16 protein-coding genes are annotated in these 16,451 nt (G+C 52.4%); 4 read left to right on the top strand and 12 right to left on the bottom strand.

Annotation, left to right across the window (positions count from 1 at the left end):
- Positions 1-89 precede the first annotated feature (89 nt).
- The 5 genes from rlmH to G367_RS0107270 all read right to left on the bottom strand — a co-directional run bounded on the left by rlmH (position 90) and on the right by G367_RS0107270 (position 3,646).
- Positions 90-566 carry a 23S rRNA (pseudouridine(1915)-N(3))-methyltransferase RlmH gene (rlmH, locus tag G367_RS0107290; protein WP_026304986.1) on the bottom strand — a complete coding sequence of 159 codons (477 nt, stop codon included), beginning with the start codon at positions 564-566 and terminating at the stop codon, positions 90-92.
- A 5-nt stretch (positions 567-571) separates the two neighbouring features.
- Positions 572-949, bottom strand: coding sequence for a ribosome silencing factor (rsfS, locus tag G367_RS23305; RefSeq protein ID WP_020412457.1), 378 nt, complete (start codon positions 947-949; stop codon positions 572-574).
- A complete protein-coding gene (gene nadD, locus G367_RS0107280; protein ID WP_020412456.1) occupies positions 949-1,635 on the bottom strand; it encodes a nicotinate-nucleotide adenylyltransferase in 687 nt (228 codons plus the stop codon). Before nadD ends, rsfS begins: the two co-directional genes overlap by 1 nt.
- A 37-nt stretch (positions 1,636-1,672) precedes the next feature.
- Entirely contained in the window at positions 1,673-2,956 is a 1,284-nt protein-coding gene (locus G367_RS0107275; protein ID WP_020412455.1) for a glutamate-5-semialdehyde dehydrogenase, read from the bottom strand.
- A gap of 102 nt (positions 2,957-3,058) precedes the next feature.
- Positions 3,059-3,646 carry an LON peptidase substrate-binding domain-containing protein gene (locus G367_RS0107270; RefSeq protein ID WP_245556667.1) on the bottom strand — a complete coding sequence of 196 codons (588 nt, stop codon included), beginning with the start codon at positions 3,644-3,646 and terminating at the stop codon, positions 3,059-3,061.
- Positions 3,647-3,828: 182 nt separating this feature from the next.
- Here G367_RS0107270 and G367_RS0107265 point away from each other — a divergent pair, with 182 nt between their 5' ends.
- Positions 3,829-4,110 carry a peptidylprolyl isomerase gene (locus G367_RS0107265; protein ID WP_020412453.1) on the top strand — a complete coding sequence of 94 codons (282 nt, stop codon included), beginning with the start codon at positions 3,829-3,831 and terminating at the stop codon, positions 4,108-4,110.
- Positions 4,111-4,184: 74 nt separating this feature from the next.
- Here G367_RS0107265 and G367_RS0107260 read toward each other — a convergent pair whose 3' ends face one another.
- The 4 genes from G367_RS0107260 to mpl all read right to left on the bottom strand — a co-directional run bounded on the left by G367_RS0107260 (position 4,185) and on the right by mpl (position 9,246).
- The gene (locus tag G367_RS0107260) at positions 4,185-6,764 is read right to left on the bottom strand and encodes an efflux RND transporter permease subunit (protein ID WP_020412452.1); all 2,580 of its coding nucleotides are present in this window, start codon (positions 6,762-6,764) and stop codon (positions 4,185-4,187) included.
- 118 nt (positions 6,765-6,882) lie between these two features.
- Positions 6,883-7,158 carry an Rdx family protein gene (locus G367_RS0107255; protein ID WP_026304984.1) on the bottom strand — a complete coding sequence of 92 codons (276 nt, stop codon included), beginning with the start codon at positions 7,156-7,158 and terminating at the stop codon, positions 6,883-6,885.
- A gap of 20 nt (positions 7,159-7,178) precedes the next feature.
- Positions 7,179-7,760, bottom strand: a complete 582-nt coding sequence (locus tag G367_RS0107250) for a flavin prenyltransferase UbiX (RefSeq protein WP_051089485.1) — start codon at positions 7,758-7,760, stop codon at positions 7,179-7,181.
- A gap of 97 nt (positions 7,761-7,857) precedes the next feature.
- On the bottom strand, positions 7,858-9,246 hold the full coding sequence (gene mpl, locus G367_RS0107245; RefSeq protein ID WP_026304983.1) for a UDP-N-acetylmuramate:L-alanyl-gamma-D-glutamyl-meso-diaminopimelate ligase: 1,389 nt from the start codon (positions 9,244-9,246) through the stop codon (positions 7,858-7,860).
- Positions 9,247-9,535: 289 nt separating this feature from the next.
- Here mpl and G367_RS0107240 point away from each other — a divergent pair, with 289 nt between their 5' ends.
- Positions 9,536-10,798, top strand: coding sequence for a 6-phosphofructokinase (locus tag G367_RS0107240; protein ID WP_020412448.1), 1,263 nt, complete (start codon positions 9,536-9,538; stop codon positions 10,796-10,798).
- Between the two features lie 77 nt (positions 10,799-10,875).
- Here the strand turns inward: G367_RS0107240 and G367_RS0107235 are convergent, their stop codons facing one another.
- From G367_RS0107235 to G367_RS23300, 3 genes are all read right to left on the bottom strand, one after another.
- Positions 10,876-11,241, bottom strand: a complete 366-nt coding sequence (locus G367_RS0107235; protein WP_020412447.1) for a VOC family protein — start codon at positions 11,239-11,241, stop codon at positions 10,876-10,878.
- 35 nt (positions 11,242-11,276) lie between these two features.
- Complete coding sequence (locus G367_RS0107230) at positions 11,277-11,651, bottom strand: hypothetical protein (RefSeq protein ID WP_020412446.1); 375 nt, start codon at positions 11,649-11,651, stop codon at positions 11,277-11,279.
- Between the two features lie 275 nt (positions 11,652-11,926).
- Positions 11,927-14,770, bottom strand: a complete 2,844-nt coding sequence (locus tag G367_RS23300) for an ExeM/NucH family extracellular endonuclease (protein WP_020412445.1) — start codon at positions 14,768-14,770, stop codon at positions 11,927-11,929.
- Positions 14,771-15,028: 258 nt separating this feature from the next.
- On the opposite strand from G367_RS23300, the gene G367_RS0107220 reads away from it, so the two are divergent.
- Together G367_RS0107220 and G367_RS0107215 are read left to right on the top strand one after the other, a co-directional pair.
- Positions 15,029-15,490 (top strand): MarR family winged helix-turn-helix transcriptional regulator, encoded by a 462-nt coding sequence (locus G367_RS0107220; protein ID WP_211214909.1) that lies wholly within the window; start codon positions 15,029-15,031, stop codon positions 15,488-15,490.
- Positions 15,487-16,443, top strand: coding sequence for a S41 family peptidase (locus tag G367_RS0107215; RefSeq protein WP_020412443.1), 957 nt, complete (start codon positions 15,487-15,489; stop codon positions 16,441-16,443). Before G367_RS0107220 ends, G367_RS0107215 begins: the two co-directional genes overlap by 4 nt.
- The last annotated feature ends 8 nt before the right edge of the window (positions 16,444-16,451 follow it).

The following is a 16,451-nucleotide window of genomic DNA, read 5'->3' as shown; positions in this document are numbered from 1 at the left end:
CGAAAAGTCTAATCGCCTACATTACCACAGGGAATGTACGGAGAGAGAACTTGAATTGGCAAATCTCTCCGCCATTCATCGCAAACACTTTACTTGTGGTAAGGGTGCCCCGCCAAAAGTGTCCAGGCCCTATAAACCTGCTCTGCCAAAACCACCCTAACCAGAGGGTGTGGCAATGTCAGTGGTGACAGGGACCAGCGCTGATGTGCATTTGCCAAGCACTCTTGGGAGAGGCCATCGGGACCACCGATCAGCAGGCTGACATTTTCTCCCAGCAGTTGCCAGTCGCGCAGCTGACCAGAAAGCTGCTCGGTACTCCAGGGTTTGCCCTTCACATCCAGTGCCACTACATGATCGCGCGGACCGAGGGCTGCAAGCATTGCCTCCCCCTCTTTTTTCCGCGCCTTTTCGATCAACGCTGCAGAACTTTTCTGGCCGCGTTGCCCAAGAGGAATTTCCACCATTTCCAAGGATATTTCGCGGGGCAAACGCTTGGCGTATTCGGCATATCCCTCCTGAACCCAGCCGGGCATTTTCCCCCCGGCGGCGAAAATTCGGATTTTCACCCCACTTAGTCCTTGTGAGGGTCACTGCCATCGGCATCATCACGGGTATTCGGTGTCATCGACCAGAGCTTTTCCAGGTCGTAGAAATTACGCACATCAGCCAACATGACATGTACGACTAGATCGCCATAGTCCACCAAAACCCACTCGCCCTGCTCTTTGCCCTCAACACCAATCGGGCGCACACCTTCCAGCTTAAGTTCATCCACCACGTTCTCTGCCAGGGACTTCACCTGACGGCTGGAGGTACCTGTACAAATCACGAGGTTGTCCATTACATCGGAGAGTTCAGATACGTCCAGCGCAACAATGTCTTTGCCTTTCAGATCTTCCAGAGCCTTGAGCGCGATATCTTTAATATTTGTCATAACACCTTGATTCATTACTGGTCACCAATGGCAACCGCTTTTGTATAGAGTTGATGGTCTTCAATGTATTGCAATACGGTGGCCGGCAACAAAAATCGCGGCGACCGACCACTATTCAATAACTGGCGAATTTCAGTCGCCGAGATAGGCAACATGGTCTGCTCGCGCAATACCAAGCTTCCATATGCCTGCTCGCGCAAATCTTTTGCTGCCCCTTGATGGCTCTGTAGCAAGTCCATCAGTTCTGGGTTGCCCCCCGCATCACCGCTTTCTGGAAGATGCCAGCCGGGGCGGGTCACTACCACCAGGTGTGCAAGCTCCAATAGCCTCTGCCAGCGGTTCCACCTATGCAGGGTCAACAGGGAATCAGAGCCCATACAAAAACTGATGGATACGTCCGAACCCAGTTCTTTGCGCAACTCCTCCAGGGTATCCACCGTATAGGTATCACCGCCACGATTTAGCTCCCTCTCGTCCAGCTGCAGCTCATCACAGCCCTGCAGGGCCAAAGCCAACATGTCGCTGCGCTGGCGCGAGGAAACCCCGGGACTTTGGCGATGGCGTGGCTGGTGGCTGGGAAGCAGGCGCATTTCATCGAAATCCAGGGCCTGGCGCAGTTCCAGCGCCATGCGCAGGTGGCCAAAGTGCACCGGATCAAAAGTGCCGCCGAACAGGGCTATCGTATGCCGCTTAGTCGCCAAAATTACCTCGTTACTGGCTCATGAATGAGGGCCGGAATTAACGGCGAATGTGCCCATCCCCAAACACAATCCACTTCTGAGAAGTGAGCCCCTCCAGCCCCACCGGGCCTCGGGCATGGATTTTATCAGTACTGATGCCGATTTCCGCCCCCAGTCCATATTCAAATCCATCGGCAAAGCGTGTTGATGCATTGATGATCACCGAGCTGGCATCCACTTCCGCCAGAAAGCGACGACTGCGCGTGTAATTTTCAGTAACAATCGCCTCAGTGTGTCCTGAGCCGTAGCGGGCGATATGGTCCATCGCAGCATCCATATCTGCCACCACCCGAATGGACAGTACCGGGGCCAGGTATTCTTCACTCCAATCACTTTCTTTGGCCTCTGCGCACTGGGGCAGTATCTCGCAGGTACGGGCACAGCCACGCAATTCCACACCTTTAAGCTCATAGGCTTCTGCCAAACGCGGCAGCATTCGCTCTGTAATCCCCTCCGCCACCAGTAGGGTTTCCATGGCGTTGCACACGCCATAGCGATGGGTTTTGGCATTCAGGGCAATCTCAAACGCCTTCTGTTCATCGGCCAAGTCGTCGATATAAACGTGACAAACACCGTGCAGGTGTTTGATCACCGGTACTCTGGCCTCACGGCTGACCCGCTCAATCAGGCCAGTGCCACCTCGAGGAACGATCACATCCACATAATCTGGCATGGAGATCAGGGCACCAACTGCCTCGCGGTCACTGGTGCCCACCACTTGCACCGCCGTTTCCGGCAATCCCACTTCCCGGAGCCCCTGGGTAATACAGGCCGCGATCGCCTGATTCGAGTGCAATGCCTCACTGCCACCACGCAAAATAGTGGCGTTACCGGATTTCAGGCATAAACTCGCCGCATCAATCGTCACATTAGGGCGGGATTCATAAATAATCCCCACCACTCCCAGGGGTACACGCATCTTGCCCACCTGGATACCACTGGGGCGATAACATAAGTCCTCAACTTCTCCCACTGGGTCAGGCAGGTCCGCAACCTGCAACAACCCCTCGATCATTGCGTCGATGCGCTCATCATTGAGTTCCAGCCGATCGAGCAGCGCCGCATCCAGACCGCGTTCACGACCCGCCTGCATATCCTGAGCATTGGCCTCAGCCAGTTGAATCCGTTGAGCTTCCAATTCTGCGGCAATTGCCCGTAGAGCGCGGTTCTTACTACTGGTATCGGCTCTCGCCATTAGTCTTGAGGCAGAGCGAGCGGCGCGGCCCATCTGTTCGAGTTTGACGCGGGTGGATTGCTGATCAGTGGTATTGGTGGCGGTCACTTGGCGCTCCGTGCGAAATCCGGTCGGCCGCGCAGTATACCCCAGTGGCTATGGGTTGAAACGGCATAAATATAGGATGCCAACGGAAAACAGGTCGCATTCTTACTCCCTCGCCCAGCGGTCCAGGTTCTCGGCGATACTAGCGAGACGCATCAAGGGGTCCTCAACGGCCAACAACTCTACTCGCGCCTTATCCTCTAGGGGAAGCAACTGGGCGAGCTGCCAGGAGAGGGCATCTGCAGAGTCGACACTATCGAACTTGAGTGACAACATCTCAGCGCGATCCTTCAGCTCATCAAGCACCGATAGCAAGCCATCGCAGTCTGCGGGAATGGGTTTGGGCTCTTCGTTTGGCAACCATTCAACCTCCCCGAACAATAAACCGTTATCAGCGCGCTCGGTGCTGGCAATGCGGAAGCGACGCCGACCAACCACCTGTACATTTAATAATCCCCCCTCTCCCTGGCTCCAGTCGACAATGTGTACATAGACACCGAGCGGCCATACGGAGGCGTGTCCTACCTCCCCTCCGGAGCGGATCAATACAACGCCGAAGCCGCTATCACTTTTCAGTGACTCGCTGACAAGATGTAGGTAACGCTGTTCAAAGATACGCAATGGCAGGGTGACCCCCGGATACAGGGCCATACTCAGGGGAAAAAGGGGAATCTTTTGCAATGCTGTTCTCACCAGTTAGCTCATTTTGTAAAGATACCACCCACAGTACTACTCCTAGATAAATAGGAAGGGCGTTTTAGCGCCAATCCGCAGAACTGCGACAGAGTTTCCGCTTTATCCAAGTAATTGCCGGTGGCATGCTCGCCCTACACCCATTAAGCTGCTGCGGTTTATCAACCGAATGGAGACTATTGATGCCCAAAGCAACAGCCCGCCATATTCTGGTAGAGAGCGAAGGCAAGTGCCTGGAACTGAAGCAACAAATCGAGAATGGTGCAGATTTCGGCAAAATCGCCGAACAGCACTCCCAGTGCCCATCAGGCCGTTCCGGTGGGGACCTGGGCGAATTCAGCAAAGGCATGATGGTGCCCGAATTTGACAAGGTCGTATTCTCCGAGGAGCTCCACAAGGTGCACGGCCCGGTGAAAACCCAGTTCGGTTACCACCTGCTGGAAATTACCAGCCGCCAGGATTAATTGCTTGCGAATTAATCTACAAATAAAAAGCCGGGCAACAGCCCGGCTTTTTATTTGTAGAGAGGGGAATTCCCTCAGGCCTTGGCTGCGCCCTCAGGAATGTCCACTTCTCCCTTGTCCACTGAAGAGCCAGCACCCAGCGGCTTAAATATCACCAGCAACAACGGCAGCAGAGTGAGTGATCCAAGCAATGCTGCAGACATCGCCAGTGCGGTCAGTAAGCCAAAGTAAATTGAAGGCACAAACTTGGACAGCGCAAGAATTGAGAAGCCGGCAATAATCGTAATTGCCGTATAGAACATCGCGCGGCCAATAGTCGCATGGCTGCGATGCATGGTCTCCAGGTAATTGCCGTCTTTGGCGAATTCCGCACGGAATCGGTACAGGTAGTGAATCGCATGATCCACACCGATACCCACAGTAATCGCGGCGATGGTGATAGTCATCATATCCAGTGGAATACCGGCGAGACCCATACCACCTAATACCACACAAGCAGCGAGCATATTAGGCACCAGCGCAATAATAGCGATCGACAGGGAGCGGAATAACACCAGGAACATCAGCAGGATGCCCACAAATACCGCACCCAGCGTCAGGATCTGGGACTTAAACAGGCTCTGCAGCATATTGTTATACAGCACCAGCAAGCCGGTCTGGTGGATATTTTCCGGCGCTATGCCCATTTCATTGTGGGCGTAGTTGTAGATACGCTCGATCAATTCGCTACGGCGCAAATTCGGATCGGTTTCCATCACCCGCAAAGTGATACGCGCCTGGTTGTTCTCAACAGAGAGATAGGGATTAACCAGCACGCTACTGATTTCAGGCGGCAGGCTGGTGTTGGCTACTGCCAACTCAAAGTCATTGAGCTGACCGCCTTTTAAATCGCGAGCCACCTTAAACAGGGTCGCCAGGGACTGGACCTTGCCAATTTCCGGCTGCTGCTCCAGGTAATCGTGTAACTGTTCCAATTTGGTGAGGCCGGCCACAGTAAACCAGTAACTCTGCTCCTGGGACTCCTCTTCTCCACCGAAAGGATCATCAGAGGCGAAGGGATCTTCTTCAACCGCGAACGGGTCCTCCTCCGCCTCCATGGCAAAAGGATCCTCCTCACCTTCGAAGGCCGGTTCCGCTTCCTCCGGCTTGTCGAGGATAATATCCAGGGTCACAGTGCCACCCAGGCGGCGGTCAATCACCAACATGCCCTGGTAGATTTCAGTGGAGTCATCAAAGTAATCGATAAAGCGGTTTTCCACTTTCAGCTGGGAAATACCCACCACACTGACCACAGCTGCCAACAGGGAAACGCCCAGTACGATGAATTTATGGCGCTCAGCAAAGCTGGAGAAACGCAGGGTAAACGCGTGCGAATTATCCTGGCTCACCTTGCCCTGGCGCTTGGGCAGGATCATCAGGAAGCTGGGGATAATCAGGAATGACAACACCAGGGCCAGAGTTACACCCATGGTCATCATCCAGCCGAAATCAATCACCGGACGGATACCGCTCACCACCAACGACACAAAAGCAACGATCGTGGTCAGGGCAGTGTACAGACAGGGCTTGGCCATAAAGCGCACCGTCTGCAGCACCAATTCCTCGCGCCCCCATTGCGGATTCTGCGCAATATATTCGCGATAGCGCACTGCCAGGTGGATGGTGATCGCCAGGGTAATAATCAGCAGTAGCGCAACAAAATTGGCGGAGATCACCGTCATGCGCCAGTCGAGCCAGCTGAGCAGTCCCAAAATCATCACTGCTGTAGTGACACAGGTAAGTAGCGGCAACAGTACCCAGCGCGGCTGGCGGAAAATCAGTAATAAGGTAAGGATAATAAAGGCGAGGATACCCACACCAAAAACCACCAGATCACTCTTGATAAAGGTAATCATGTCTGAGGTGATCATGGTTACACCACCGAGGAACAGTTCCGCCTCGCCTTTATAACTGGCGAGAATCCCACGCACCTCATCAACCCGTGCCCGCGCTTCCAGCTCCTGGGCCGTTCGGTGTTCCAGATAAACTGCGCTTACCTCTTCCAGACGCTTAGCCTCTTCCGGGCTCAAACCCTCGCTATTGCGCTTGCGGCGCAGGGCGTCGCGCTCGCGCACCAATTCGATACCACGGCTGTCCAGTTTCAGGTTGGCAAGCAGCGCGGTCGTCTGGCCATCTGGACTTAGAATAAGCTCGCGGTAAATAGGACTGGAGAGGAACTCCTGCCGAGCCAGGTCCCTGTCAGTATCCGGATTGGACAGGGTGCGAATCTCGTCAGTGATATCGGTTAAAGACAGCTTGGGGCTGTACAACAAGGGCACATCGAGAATGGTTTGTACACTGGAAACGCCATCTACCCCGGCCAGCTCATCGCGCAGCTTGGCGAGAGTCTGCAGAGACTCGTCGCTGAACAGATCACCATCGTTGTAGCGGTACGTCACTACCAGGAAGTCGCCACTGGCGTAGCGCTCGGCAATCTCACGGAAATAGTCCAGGGATTTGTCCGCTTCCAGAGTTAGGGAGTCAGCGGAGGCATCGATCTTAAAGCGGGGCAGGCCCATAGCTGCCACAAGGGTGAGTAAGCCAACAACCATTAACACAGCCACAGGCCGTTTGGTCACCAGGTATTCGTAGCAGGTCTTGAAAGCTGACAGCATAAATTTCCGCTTATATCCAATAAATCAGTGGGCCGCGATGCGGCGCATATTTTGATCGCCCTGGCGGTGAATACGCAAATATAAAATTTGCAATATCACGGCGCTATTGGAAATATTTTCAGGGAGTATCGATATGTCCCAGATCGCGCTCGGGAAACAGCAAGTCCCGAACGCGCCGTTTGAGTTCTTTTGCTCCGGGAAAGCCGCCATCACGCTTGCGCTCCCAGATCAAATTTTCACCAATACGGATTTCAAATACTCCTCCAGTTCCGGGTTGTAATGCAACCTGTTGGAGGTCATCGGCAAAGGTATACAGTAGTTCCTGGGCCATCCAGGTGGCTCGCAGCATCCAGTTGCACTGCACACAGTAATGAATCGTGATGCTCGGTTTCACGGTTCTAGCCTCCCTCCAGTCTACTCTCCCCAATGCGGAAGCAGCTTTTGTTCTACCCCCAGCTGGTCTAGTAGTCGTGCCACCACAAAGTCGACAATATCCTCAACTGTGCTCGGCTTTTGATAAAAACCGGGGCTGGCGGGCAGAATCATCGCGCCCATACGAGTGAGTTTGAGCATATTTTCGAGATGAATCTCCGAGTAAGGTGCTTCGCGTGGAACCAATATCAGCTGGCGGCGCTCCTTCAGGGCTACATCAGCAGCTCGCTCAATCAGATTGTTGGAGGCTCCACAGGCCACTGCTGACAGAGTGCCGCCGCTGGCTGGACAAACCACCATACTTGCCGGCGCTCCTGTGCCTGAGGCCACAGGAGAGAACCAGTCCCGTTTACCGAACAGGGTCAGCTGCCCCTCCTTTGCCGCAAAGCGATCGGCAAGAAAGCCCTGCAGGATATCATCATCACCCTCGGGCAGCTGCAGGTCTGTTTCCGTATTGATTACCACCTGAGCCGCATCAGACAATAACAACCAGACACGCACGTTAGCGGCGAGCAGGCACTGTAACAAGCGCAGGCCGTACTGGGCTCCAGAGGCCCCGGTCATGGCCAGGGTAACGGTTTTATCAAAAGTAGGTTGCTGCAAGGTCAATCCCTCGGGTTTCTTGATGGGAAACCCAGGGGTTGCCCACCGGTATTCTTTTCTAGACTGGGCGATGGTATTTCTGTTCCAGAGCGCCGATCAGGCGCTGGTGGATACCACCAAAACCTCCGTTGCTCATCACTACAATATGGCTGCCCTCACCCGCAAGCTGGAGCGCAGATTCCACTCCCCCCTCAATGGTGTCAAAAACTTTGGCTGGAACCGGGGAGTGGTGGGTGACTTCATCCAGAGACCAGTTCATTCCCTGTGGCTGATACCACAACACCATATCCGCACCGCTACAGGAGTTTGCCAGCTGGCCCTGGTGCACGCCCATTCGCATAGTATTGGAGCGCGGCTCAATCAGGGCGATGATCTTATCTTCCCCCACCTTGGCCCTGAGCCCATTTAAGGTGGATTCAATTGCTGTGGGGTGGTGGGCAAAATCATCGTAAACACGGATGCCTGCCACTTCACCCAAGCACTCCATACGGCGCTTCACCCCCTCAAAACGCCCCAATGCGACGGCACTCAATTCCGGTACAACACCCACGTGTCGAGCTGCAGCCATGGCGGCGAGGCCATTGCGCACATTGTGCATACCAGTGAGTTCCCACTCCACTCGCGCCACCTCAGCCCCTTCAAGCTGCACAGAGAAGCTGCTGCCATCCGCCGCAATATCGTGAGCCAACCAGTCTCCCGTGCGAATGCCCGGCGGGCCTTCAACACCGAAACGCTGCACCTCAGTCCAACAGCCCTGCTCGAGAACCTGTTCAACATTTTCCTCAGCTGCAGCAACAATCAGACCATTGGCCGGTACGGTACGTACCAGGTGGTGAAACTGCCGTTGTATCGCCGCCAGATCATCAAAGATATCCGCGTGATCAAATTCCAGATTATTGATGATCACTGTGCGTGGGCGGTAATGCACAAACTTGGAGCGCTTGTCGAAGAAGGCAGTATCGTATTCATCCGCTTCCACAATAAAGAAGGGAGACTCCCCCATACGTGCCGACACACCGAAATTGCCAGGCACACCGCCGATCAGGAATCCAGGCTGCATATCTGCCGCTTCCAGAATCCAGGCCAGCATACTGGCAGTGGTGGTTTTGCCATGGGTACCGGATACTGCCAGCACCCAGCGTCCACCGAGGAAGTGGTCACATAACCACTGGGCGCCAGAGGTATAAGGCAAACCTTTTTCCAACACCGTCTCTACTGCGGGATTACCCCGGGACATGGCATTACCAATAATGACCAGATCCGGGGCTGGCTCCAATTGTGCCGGGTCATAACCCTCGGTGATCTGGATACCCGCCTGCTGCAACTGGGTGCTCATTGGTGGATAGACGTTCGCATCGCTGCCGGTGACCCGGTGTCCTTCGGCCACGGCCAACTGGGCCAGACTGCCCATAAATGTGCCGCAAATACCTAATATGTGGATATGCATGGCGGAAATGTGTACTCCTGCTGGTTGCGGCGCAAGCTTAACACGGCAAATCAAGCCAGTAATTGCCAAATCCCGCACTTGCAATGCAATTTACTCGCTATTCCATTAGACTCCGCCCCCGCACTGGTCGGCCTCATCCCCTGTACGGTGGTAGGAATTTTCCAACAATGGCCGACACCCGATACGAGCTCCCGGAATTCCCTACTAGTACCGCTAATTGAATAGTGAGTACTGGGAAGAATTACCGGATCGGGACACTTCCCTAGATTTCTACGTATACAGGATAACCATGTCGAAGAAGAACGCCTTTTACGCACAGTCCGGTGGTGTGACTGCCGTGATCAACGCATCCGCCTGCGGCGTAATAGAAGCTGCCCGTGAAAACCAGGACAAGATTGGCAAAGTCTACGCGGGGCTGAACGGCATCCTCGGCGCACTGCGCGAGGAACTGATCGACGTGAGCCAGGAAAGTGTGGAAGACATCGCCGCATTGCGCCACACCCCATCCGGCGCCTTCGGCTCCTGTCGTTACAAGCTGAAAAGCCTGGAAGAAAACCGCGCGGAATACGAGCGCCTGATCGAAGTGTTCAAAGCCCACGATATCGGCTACTTCTTCTATAACGGCGGCGGAGATTCTGCGGATACCTGCCTGAAAGTATCCCAACTATCTGAAACCATGGGCTACCCAATCCAGGCCGTACACATTCCCAAAACTGTGGATAACGACCTGCCGCTGACCGACAATTGTCCCGGCTTTGGCTCAGTGGCCAAATATGTAGCGGTATCCACCAAGGAAGCCGCAATGGATGTCGCCTCCATGTGCGCCACCTCCACCAAAGTCTTTATCCTGGAGGTGATGGGCCGCCACGCAGGCTGGATTGCCGCAGCGGGTGCCCTGGCCCAGGAAGAAGAAGGCGATGCACCGCATATTATCCTGTTCCCGGAAGTGGCCTTCGATAAAGAAAAGTTTCTCGCCAAAGTACAGAAGACCGTGGATGAAAAAGGCTACTGCGTTATTGTCGCCTCAGAAGGCGCCCAGTACGCAGATGGCACCTTCCTCGCCGATGCCGGCACCACCGATGCTTTTGGCCACAAGCAATTGGGCGGTGTAGCCCCGACTCTTGCCAATATGATCAAGAGCGAACTGGGCCTGAAATATCACTGGGCACTGGCCGACTACCTGCAGCGCGCTGCCCGCCATATCGCCTCCGCCACCGATGTGGAGCAGGCCTACGCCGTTGGTCGCGCCGCTGTAGAAATGGCGGTAGCCGGCAAGAACGCGATTATGCCGGCAATTATCCGTGCAGAAGGTGAAGAGTACAGCTGGTCTATCGCGGAAGCGCCGCTGTCTGAAGTGGCCAACGTGGAAAAATTCATGCCTGAAGAATATATCAGCGAAGACGGCTTCGGTATCACTGAAGCGGGACGCAAGTACCTGCTGCCGCTGATCCAGGGTGAGGATTACCCCCCCTACAAAAACGGCATCCCCCAGTACACAAAACTGAAAAAGCAGCTGGTGGAAAAGAAGCTGGACACTGAGTTTAAAGCGTAATCTAAAAACTCTTTAGCCCTGGTTCAAAAAAGCCCCCGAATAAAACCGGGGGTTTTTTATTGGCGCAGCTGGAAAAATTACTTTTGTAATCCTGTATCTGACCAAACTGCAAATTCATTACCGCAGGGCTCGGCAAAGTGAAAGCGCCGACCTCCAGGAAAGGAAAAAATAGGTTTTATTACTTTGGCACCGCAGCTCTCGACTTTTTGTAAGGTATCCTCTAGGTCAGAACTATATAACACTACCAGCGCTGCACCGTTGACTGTTGAACTGTGCAGATTCGCCTGAAAAAAACCACCATCCAACCCTGCACCAGAAAAAGCAGAATACTCGGGGCCGTAATCCGTAAATTCCCAGCCAAAAGCTTCAGAAAAGAAAGCCTTGGTCTTTTCCAGATCCTTCGATGGGAACTCTACATAATTAATCTTTTCGTGATTATCCATATAACCTTCTCCCGGTATTCTAATTAAATGACATCCTAATCCGTGATGGGCTTATCTGGCGTGTCCACAACTCGGAAACTGCCATTGGCCACCGCCAGGGGTTGGTCATTATGCATAATAACTGCGCGATCCATCATCAGATCAAAATCCAACATGGCGTAAAGAACAACTCCACTTCGTCCCTGGTAGATATCCGGACGATAAACCAGTGCTGCCATGCGTACTCCCATTGGTGCATACGAATAACTGGCTTTGCCGACCAGTTTGCCCCCCGCAGTAACATAACAACTGGACTCGGTTTCATAACTGACAATATGAGTGGATAAATCGGGAAAATCTCCCCCTTCGGAGTAATGGGTGCCAGTCCACTCCAGACTTAATCCCACAAGACTTTCAAATGTACGTGACATAGAAGGGACTCCCCCCTGCAATCCAATTGGTATGAACAGACTCAAGTATGGCCGTTCTTTCGGGGCGCAGAAATCCAGGAGCTTAAAAATTTATTAAGAGTGATTAATTTTTTGAGGGGAGCGAAATAAAAAGGACCGCACCACCAGGGTGCGGCCATTCGCTTCTAGGGAAAAGCTATCAACTTCAAGAATCCTGGAGAAGCGACGACAGGGAGCTGATAACCCCATCGCCAGGACAACCAGAATATTTATTATTAATCAAAAATTGATATATATCAGCGTGGCCAGGAAATTTTGACTTCACGAGAGGCGCTATCTTCAGCACCATCGCCATCACTCACTGTGAGGGTAATTTCGTAATTTCCAGTTTGAGAGTAACGGTGTAACGCCCAGCGTCCACTACGTTGTACGCCATCACCAAAATTCCACTGATATTGAAGTTTGTTATCGCCATTATATTGACTGCGATCTTCTACCCATACCCAGCGAAAAAAGCGATGTAATTTAAAATTCGCTTGCAGAGAGGCAACGTCATCTTTCACTTCAATAATTTTCTCAATAGTGGATATCGCACCACGATCATCTTTTACCTGCAAACGTACCAAGTAACTACCTGGGATATCGAAACTGTGGCTGGGGTTTTGCTCTGTGCTTCTCGCACCATCACCAAAGTCCCAAGACCAGCTCACCAGGTTCCCATCTTCATCGCTACTGTTGTCGATAAAGTGGAATATAAGACCCTCAGACGCCCAGCTAAATTCAGCCGTGGGGACCAGGTTGTCTGCACCCAGGTCCAGCTCAACGATTAAAGGGTCGTGATCCGATGCTCGGTAAGGCCCCGCGGAGTACAGATTTTCCTGCTGCTCTACGCTTTTATATTCGGTGTTGTAATCCAGCGCACGCGGCTCATCGGCATTGATATGCCAATCCACTGTGGCAGTTACCAGTGGAGCCAGGGAAGCGCTGGCAAGAGCATGATCCAGGTAACCGGACTGGCCGTCATACACATAGGAATAAGCTTCGCCTGCTCCGTACCATTCCAGCAGATCGGTATAACCTGCACCCTTAAGCGCGGTAATGGGGTTTTCCATGGCGTAGCTGTTGAGATCACCCAATACCAGCACGCGATCGATGCCAGTTCCTGCAGGGTCTCTATCGATCCAGCCAGCCAAGGCATCCGCAGCCAGAGTGCGTAGGGAGTTCCAGCAGCCCTGTCCATCCCCCTGATCGCTGTTTAGGCTGCCATCACTGGGGCAACTGCCCTTGGATTTAAAGTGGTTCACAACCACGACAAGACGCTCACCGGAGGAAATCTCAGCAAATGCCTGTAACAGCGGTTGGCGATTACCATCGTCGAAGGGATAATCCTGCAGTGTGACAGCACTGCCGATCGGCATAACACGGTCGCTGCGGTAGATCATACCTACGGCAATTTCATCGTCGCCGAGCTGTGGGAGCTCCGGATTTACAAACTGGTAGCTCTGCCCTGAGCCTGCGCTGTTCAATCCATTGACCAAGTCCTGGATTGCACTGTCACTACCGTAGCCATCATTCTCAATTTCCATCAGGCCAATGACATCGGCATCCATACGCAGGATTGCAGAAATAATTTTATCTCTCTGGCGCTCGAACTCTTCCGGGGTGTCAGCACCACGAGCTGTGGGGAAGCCGCCTCCGCTGCCATCGCCATTGAAGTAATTCAGCACATTAAAACTGGCAATACGCAAACTGCCTTCACCAGGCAGTACAGGAGCTTCCTCACGCAGGTTTATGGGAGAGAACTGCGGTATCTCAACCGGGTGTACTCGATAGGCACCAAACCCATAAGCCATCACGCCGGTAAGTTCTTCCAGAGTATCGCCACTGCGCAGCGTGTTGTATGCGCTCAAACCCGGTGCCGGATAAGGCATTTCTTCAGGGTTTTGTACGGTGGAGCCATCATCCAGAATAATTTGATTGAGCTCGTTGGCCGCTGCCTGGGCAATAGCCGCTGAGCCGGGAGCATTATTGTGGGTAGGGATGTAAAGTCTGCCGCTGGAAAGAACAATCTCACCATAACGGCCCAGGTTGTAGTGACCATTGACTGTCAGGCTTTGCGGGAATTTTACCAGCATACCCTCGAGCTGCTCCTGCTCTTGGGCTGAGTTAAATGGCATCTGCACATTGGCAGCCGTTACCTCGTAACCGCTACCACAAACGCTAACGCCGTCCACCTGATTCAGCTCGGTAAAATCGTAAAACTCATCAACAATACCGCCAACCCGTACCAGATCTCCAACCTGAACATCCACCCCGAAAGCATTATCGTGAATAAACAGACCTTCAGAAGTCGAGTCCTGGCCATCCTGATCACCATCCTCTTCCTGCAGGAAGAAGCCGGCAAGGCCGGTATTGGAATCTTGGAAATTGCCAACCACTACGGCTTCAATTTCGTGGCGTTCACCCTCCAGCGAACTTGCGAACCCCTCACCCTGTATCTGGCTGATTAGTGTCGCTGTATCACCACAGGCACCTAACTCGATTCCACCGCTGCCATCGCCACCGCCTGTATCACCCTCAATATGCCAACCCAGGTGGCCGAAGTTATTCTGGCCAACACTGGACCACTCCTGGGCGGGATTGAACGCACTATTGCCATCGGTACGACCACTGACCACATCCAGGTTGCGTATCAGAGTCTGATTCTGGGTACCGACACTGCTATTGCCCCACTGGCTACCGGGGTCAGTACCAATTTGACCGATTACATCGACGAAACCGTTAGGGCCAGCAAGTGCTACCGCATCGTCACCATTGAACAGGCCACCGCTATAAATCTGGTCGGCCACATCCAGCATGGCTGCATCAGAGCTGCCGTGAGCGAGAACAAACACTTCATCATCACCCAGGGTTCCAGAGAGTGTGATATTTACAGCGGCAGAATCGGAACCATTGAAAAAAAGCTGTATCGAGTAATTACCCAGATCTACAGCCGCTCCGGTACCGTTATAGATTTCCAGTGCCTTGTTATTGCCGCTGCCCTCGATATATTCCGAGATTATGAGGTCGTTGGCCTGGACCTCTTCAGCCATCAGTGGAAGACCCAGGGCTGCCAGAGCAGCCAAGCCAAATTCTTTCATCGCCATTTTTCCCAATTGCCGGATTCGCATTTAGCGGCGCAAAGAGTGGCGGGGAATTCCTAAATTTCGATGAAACAAATGTTAAGGTTAAGTTTCAGTGACTCGACTTGGCGACTCATCCTCAATTTGCACTCAACTTGAGTAGCAAGCTCTCTCCCTTTAACAAAAAGACAAGCTGATAGTTGCATTTGTCACCAGACAGTATATAGTCACTTATATAAGCACTTATATAAATATTAATTTATGGATTACAGTCAATTGGGAACTCGCCTCAGACACCTGCTTGAGCTACTGGATGGCGATGTCAGTAAGAGCTATAGCAGCTGCGGTATAGAAAATTACAAACCGCGGTATACCCCAGTAATGCGCACTCTAATGCAAAAAGGCGACGTTACCATCGGCGAGATAGTAGCCAGTGCTCAACTGTCCCAACCTGCCGTCAGTCAAACCGTTAAAGATATGGTGAAACAGGATCTGGTAGAAATAGTGAAAGGAGTAGATGCGAGAGAGCGCAAGGTTAGACTGACCCACAAAGGCGCATTACTTCTACCGCGCTTGAAAGCTCACTGGCAAGCCACTGTATCTGCAGAAAAGTCCTTAAATGCAGAGCTACCCATGCCATTGTCAGATTTGCTGGATACCGCCATCAACGCCCTGGAAAGAAGCCGTTTTCAAGATCGTATACAGAGGCAATTACCCGAGGAGATCAAGAAACAATGAAGCCAGTCATAGCGCTTTTCCTGCCCTTGCTATTCTCTGCCCATTCAGGCCAAGCTGAAGAAAAATGCCAGTTCAATACCAATTCAGTCATCAAAGCGGTATCTGCCGCTGTCGGAGATAAATACGTACTGGCAGATAAAGCTGATATCCTGTCGAAACAAATAGCTGAATTAGCAGACTCCGCCGAATTAGAGCAGTATTGCAACAATACCCAGATATTCTCCAAAAAAATCACTGATAAAATCCGCGAGTTATCCGGCGACAAGCACTTCTACTTGGAACATGTTGGAGACCAGGATGAGTCAAATAACTGGATAGAACAATGGCGAATAGAAGCCCCAAAAAATAATTATGGAGTGAAGAAAATCGAGATACTATCTGGCAATATCGCCTATATATCCCTTTCCTCTTTCCATACTTTTGAAAATGCCAAGTCCACCCTAGGGGCAGCTTTTACACTGATCCAACATAGTGATGGCCTAATTTTGGACCTGCGTAACAATGGCGGAGGCGATGAAAATACTGCAGGCGCTATTCTGGAATCCCTTATCGATACCACTAAGCCGCTCCCCTTTGTAATAGAAAGCAGGGAAAAGAAAATAAAACCAAGTCGTATCACCACTCTACCCTGGCCAGCCTATGGTACGGAGAGACCACTGGTGATCTTGATTAATGACCGCTCCTTCTCCGCCGCTGAAAGTGTTGCATTCTCGTTGCAGCAATTAGGTAGAGCCAAAATTATCGGCACTGCCAGCGCCGGTGGGGCGCACATGATGGATACACCCCAATCCCTACCCTTCGGATTTGAGATCGGCATTCCCAGTAGCCGCCCGGTTTCTACATTGACTGAAGGCCCGGTTAATTGGGAAGGGCACGGTGTAAATCCAGATATTGAGACCGGTGATCAAGATAGCTTACAGGTTGCTCTAAAAACGATAAAAAAACAAAATTAATCGTGAAT

The organism is Microbulbifer variabilis ATCC 700307 (assembly GCF_000380565.1).
GTDB lineage: Bacteria > Pseudomonadota > Gammaproteobacteria > Pseudomonadales > Cellvibrionaceae > Microbulbifer > Microbulbifer variabilis.
Note: the sequence above shows the minus strand (reverse complement) of the source record. Positions and strands in the feature narration are given on the sequence as shown.

Coding starts and splice junctions, on each gene's coding strand:
- G367_RS0107250 (WP_051089485.1), bottom strand. CDS start 7,760: ATGACCGGGGCCTCTGGAGCCCAGTACGGCCTGCGCTTGTTACAGTGC.
- G367_RS0107265 (WP_020412453.1), top strand. CDS start 3,829: ATGCCCAAAGCAACAGCCCGCCATATTCTGGTAGAGAGCGAAGGCAAG.
- G367_RS0107230 (WP_020412446.1), bottom strand. CDS start 11,651: ATGTCACGTACATTTGAAAGTCTTGTGGGATTAAGTCTGGAGTGGACT.
- rsfS (WP_020412457.1), bottom strand. CDS start 949: ATGAATCAAGGTGTTATGACAAATATTAAAGATATCGCGCTCAAGGCT.
- G367_RS0107235 (WP_020412447.1), bottom strand. CDS start 11,241: ATGGATAATCACGAAAAGATTAATTATGTAGAGTTCCCATCGAAGGAT.
- G367_RS0107215 (WP_020412443.1), top strand. CDS start 15,487: ATGAAGCCAGTCATAGCGCTTTTCCTGCCCTTGCTATTCTCTGCCCAT.
- mpl (WP_026304983.1), bottom strand. CDS start 9,246: ATGCATATCCACATATTAGGTATTTGCGGCACATTTATGGGCAGTCTG.
- G367_RS23300 (WP_020412445.1), bottom strand. CDS start 14,770: ATGAAAGAATTTGGCTTGGCTGCTCTGGCAGCCCTGGGTCTTCCACTG.
- G367_RS0107260 (WP_020412452.1), bottom strand. CDS start 6,764: ATGCTGTCAGCTTTCAAGACCTGCTACGAATACCTGGTGACCAAACGG.
- G367_RS0107240 (WP_020412448.1), top strand. CDS start 9,536: ATGTCGAAGAAGAACGCCTTTTACGCACAGTCCGGTGGTGTGACTGCC.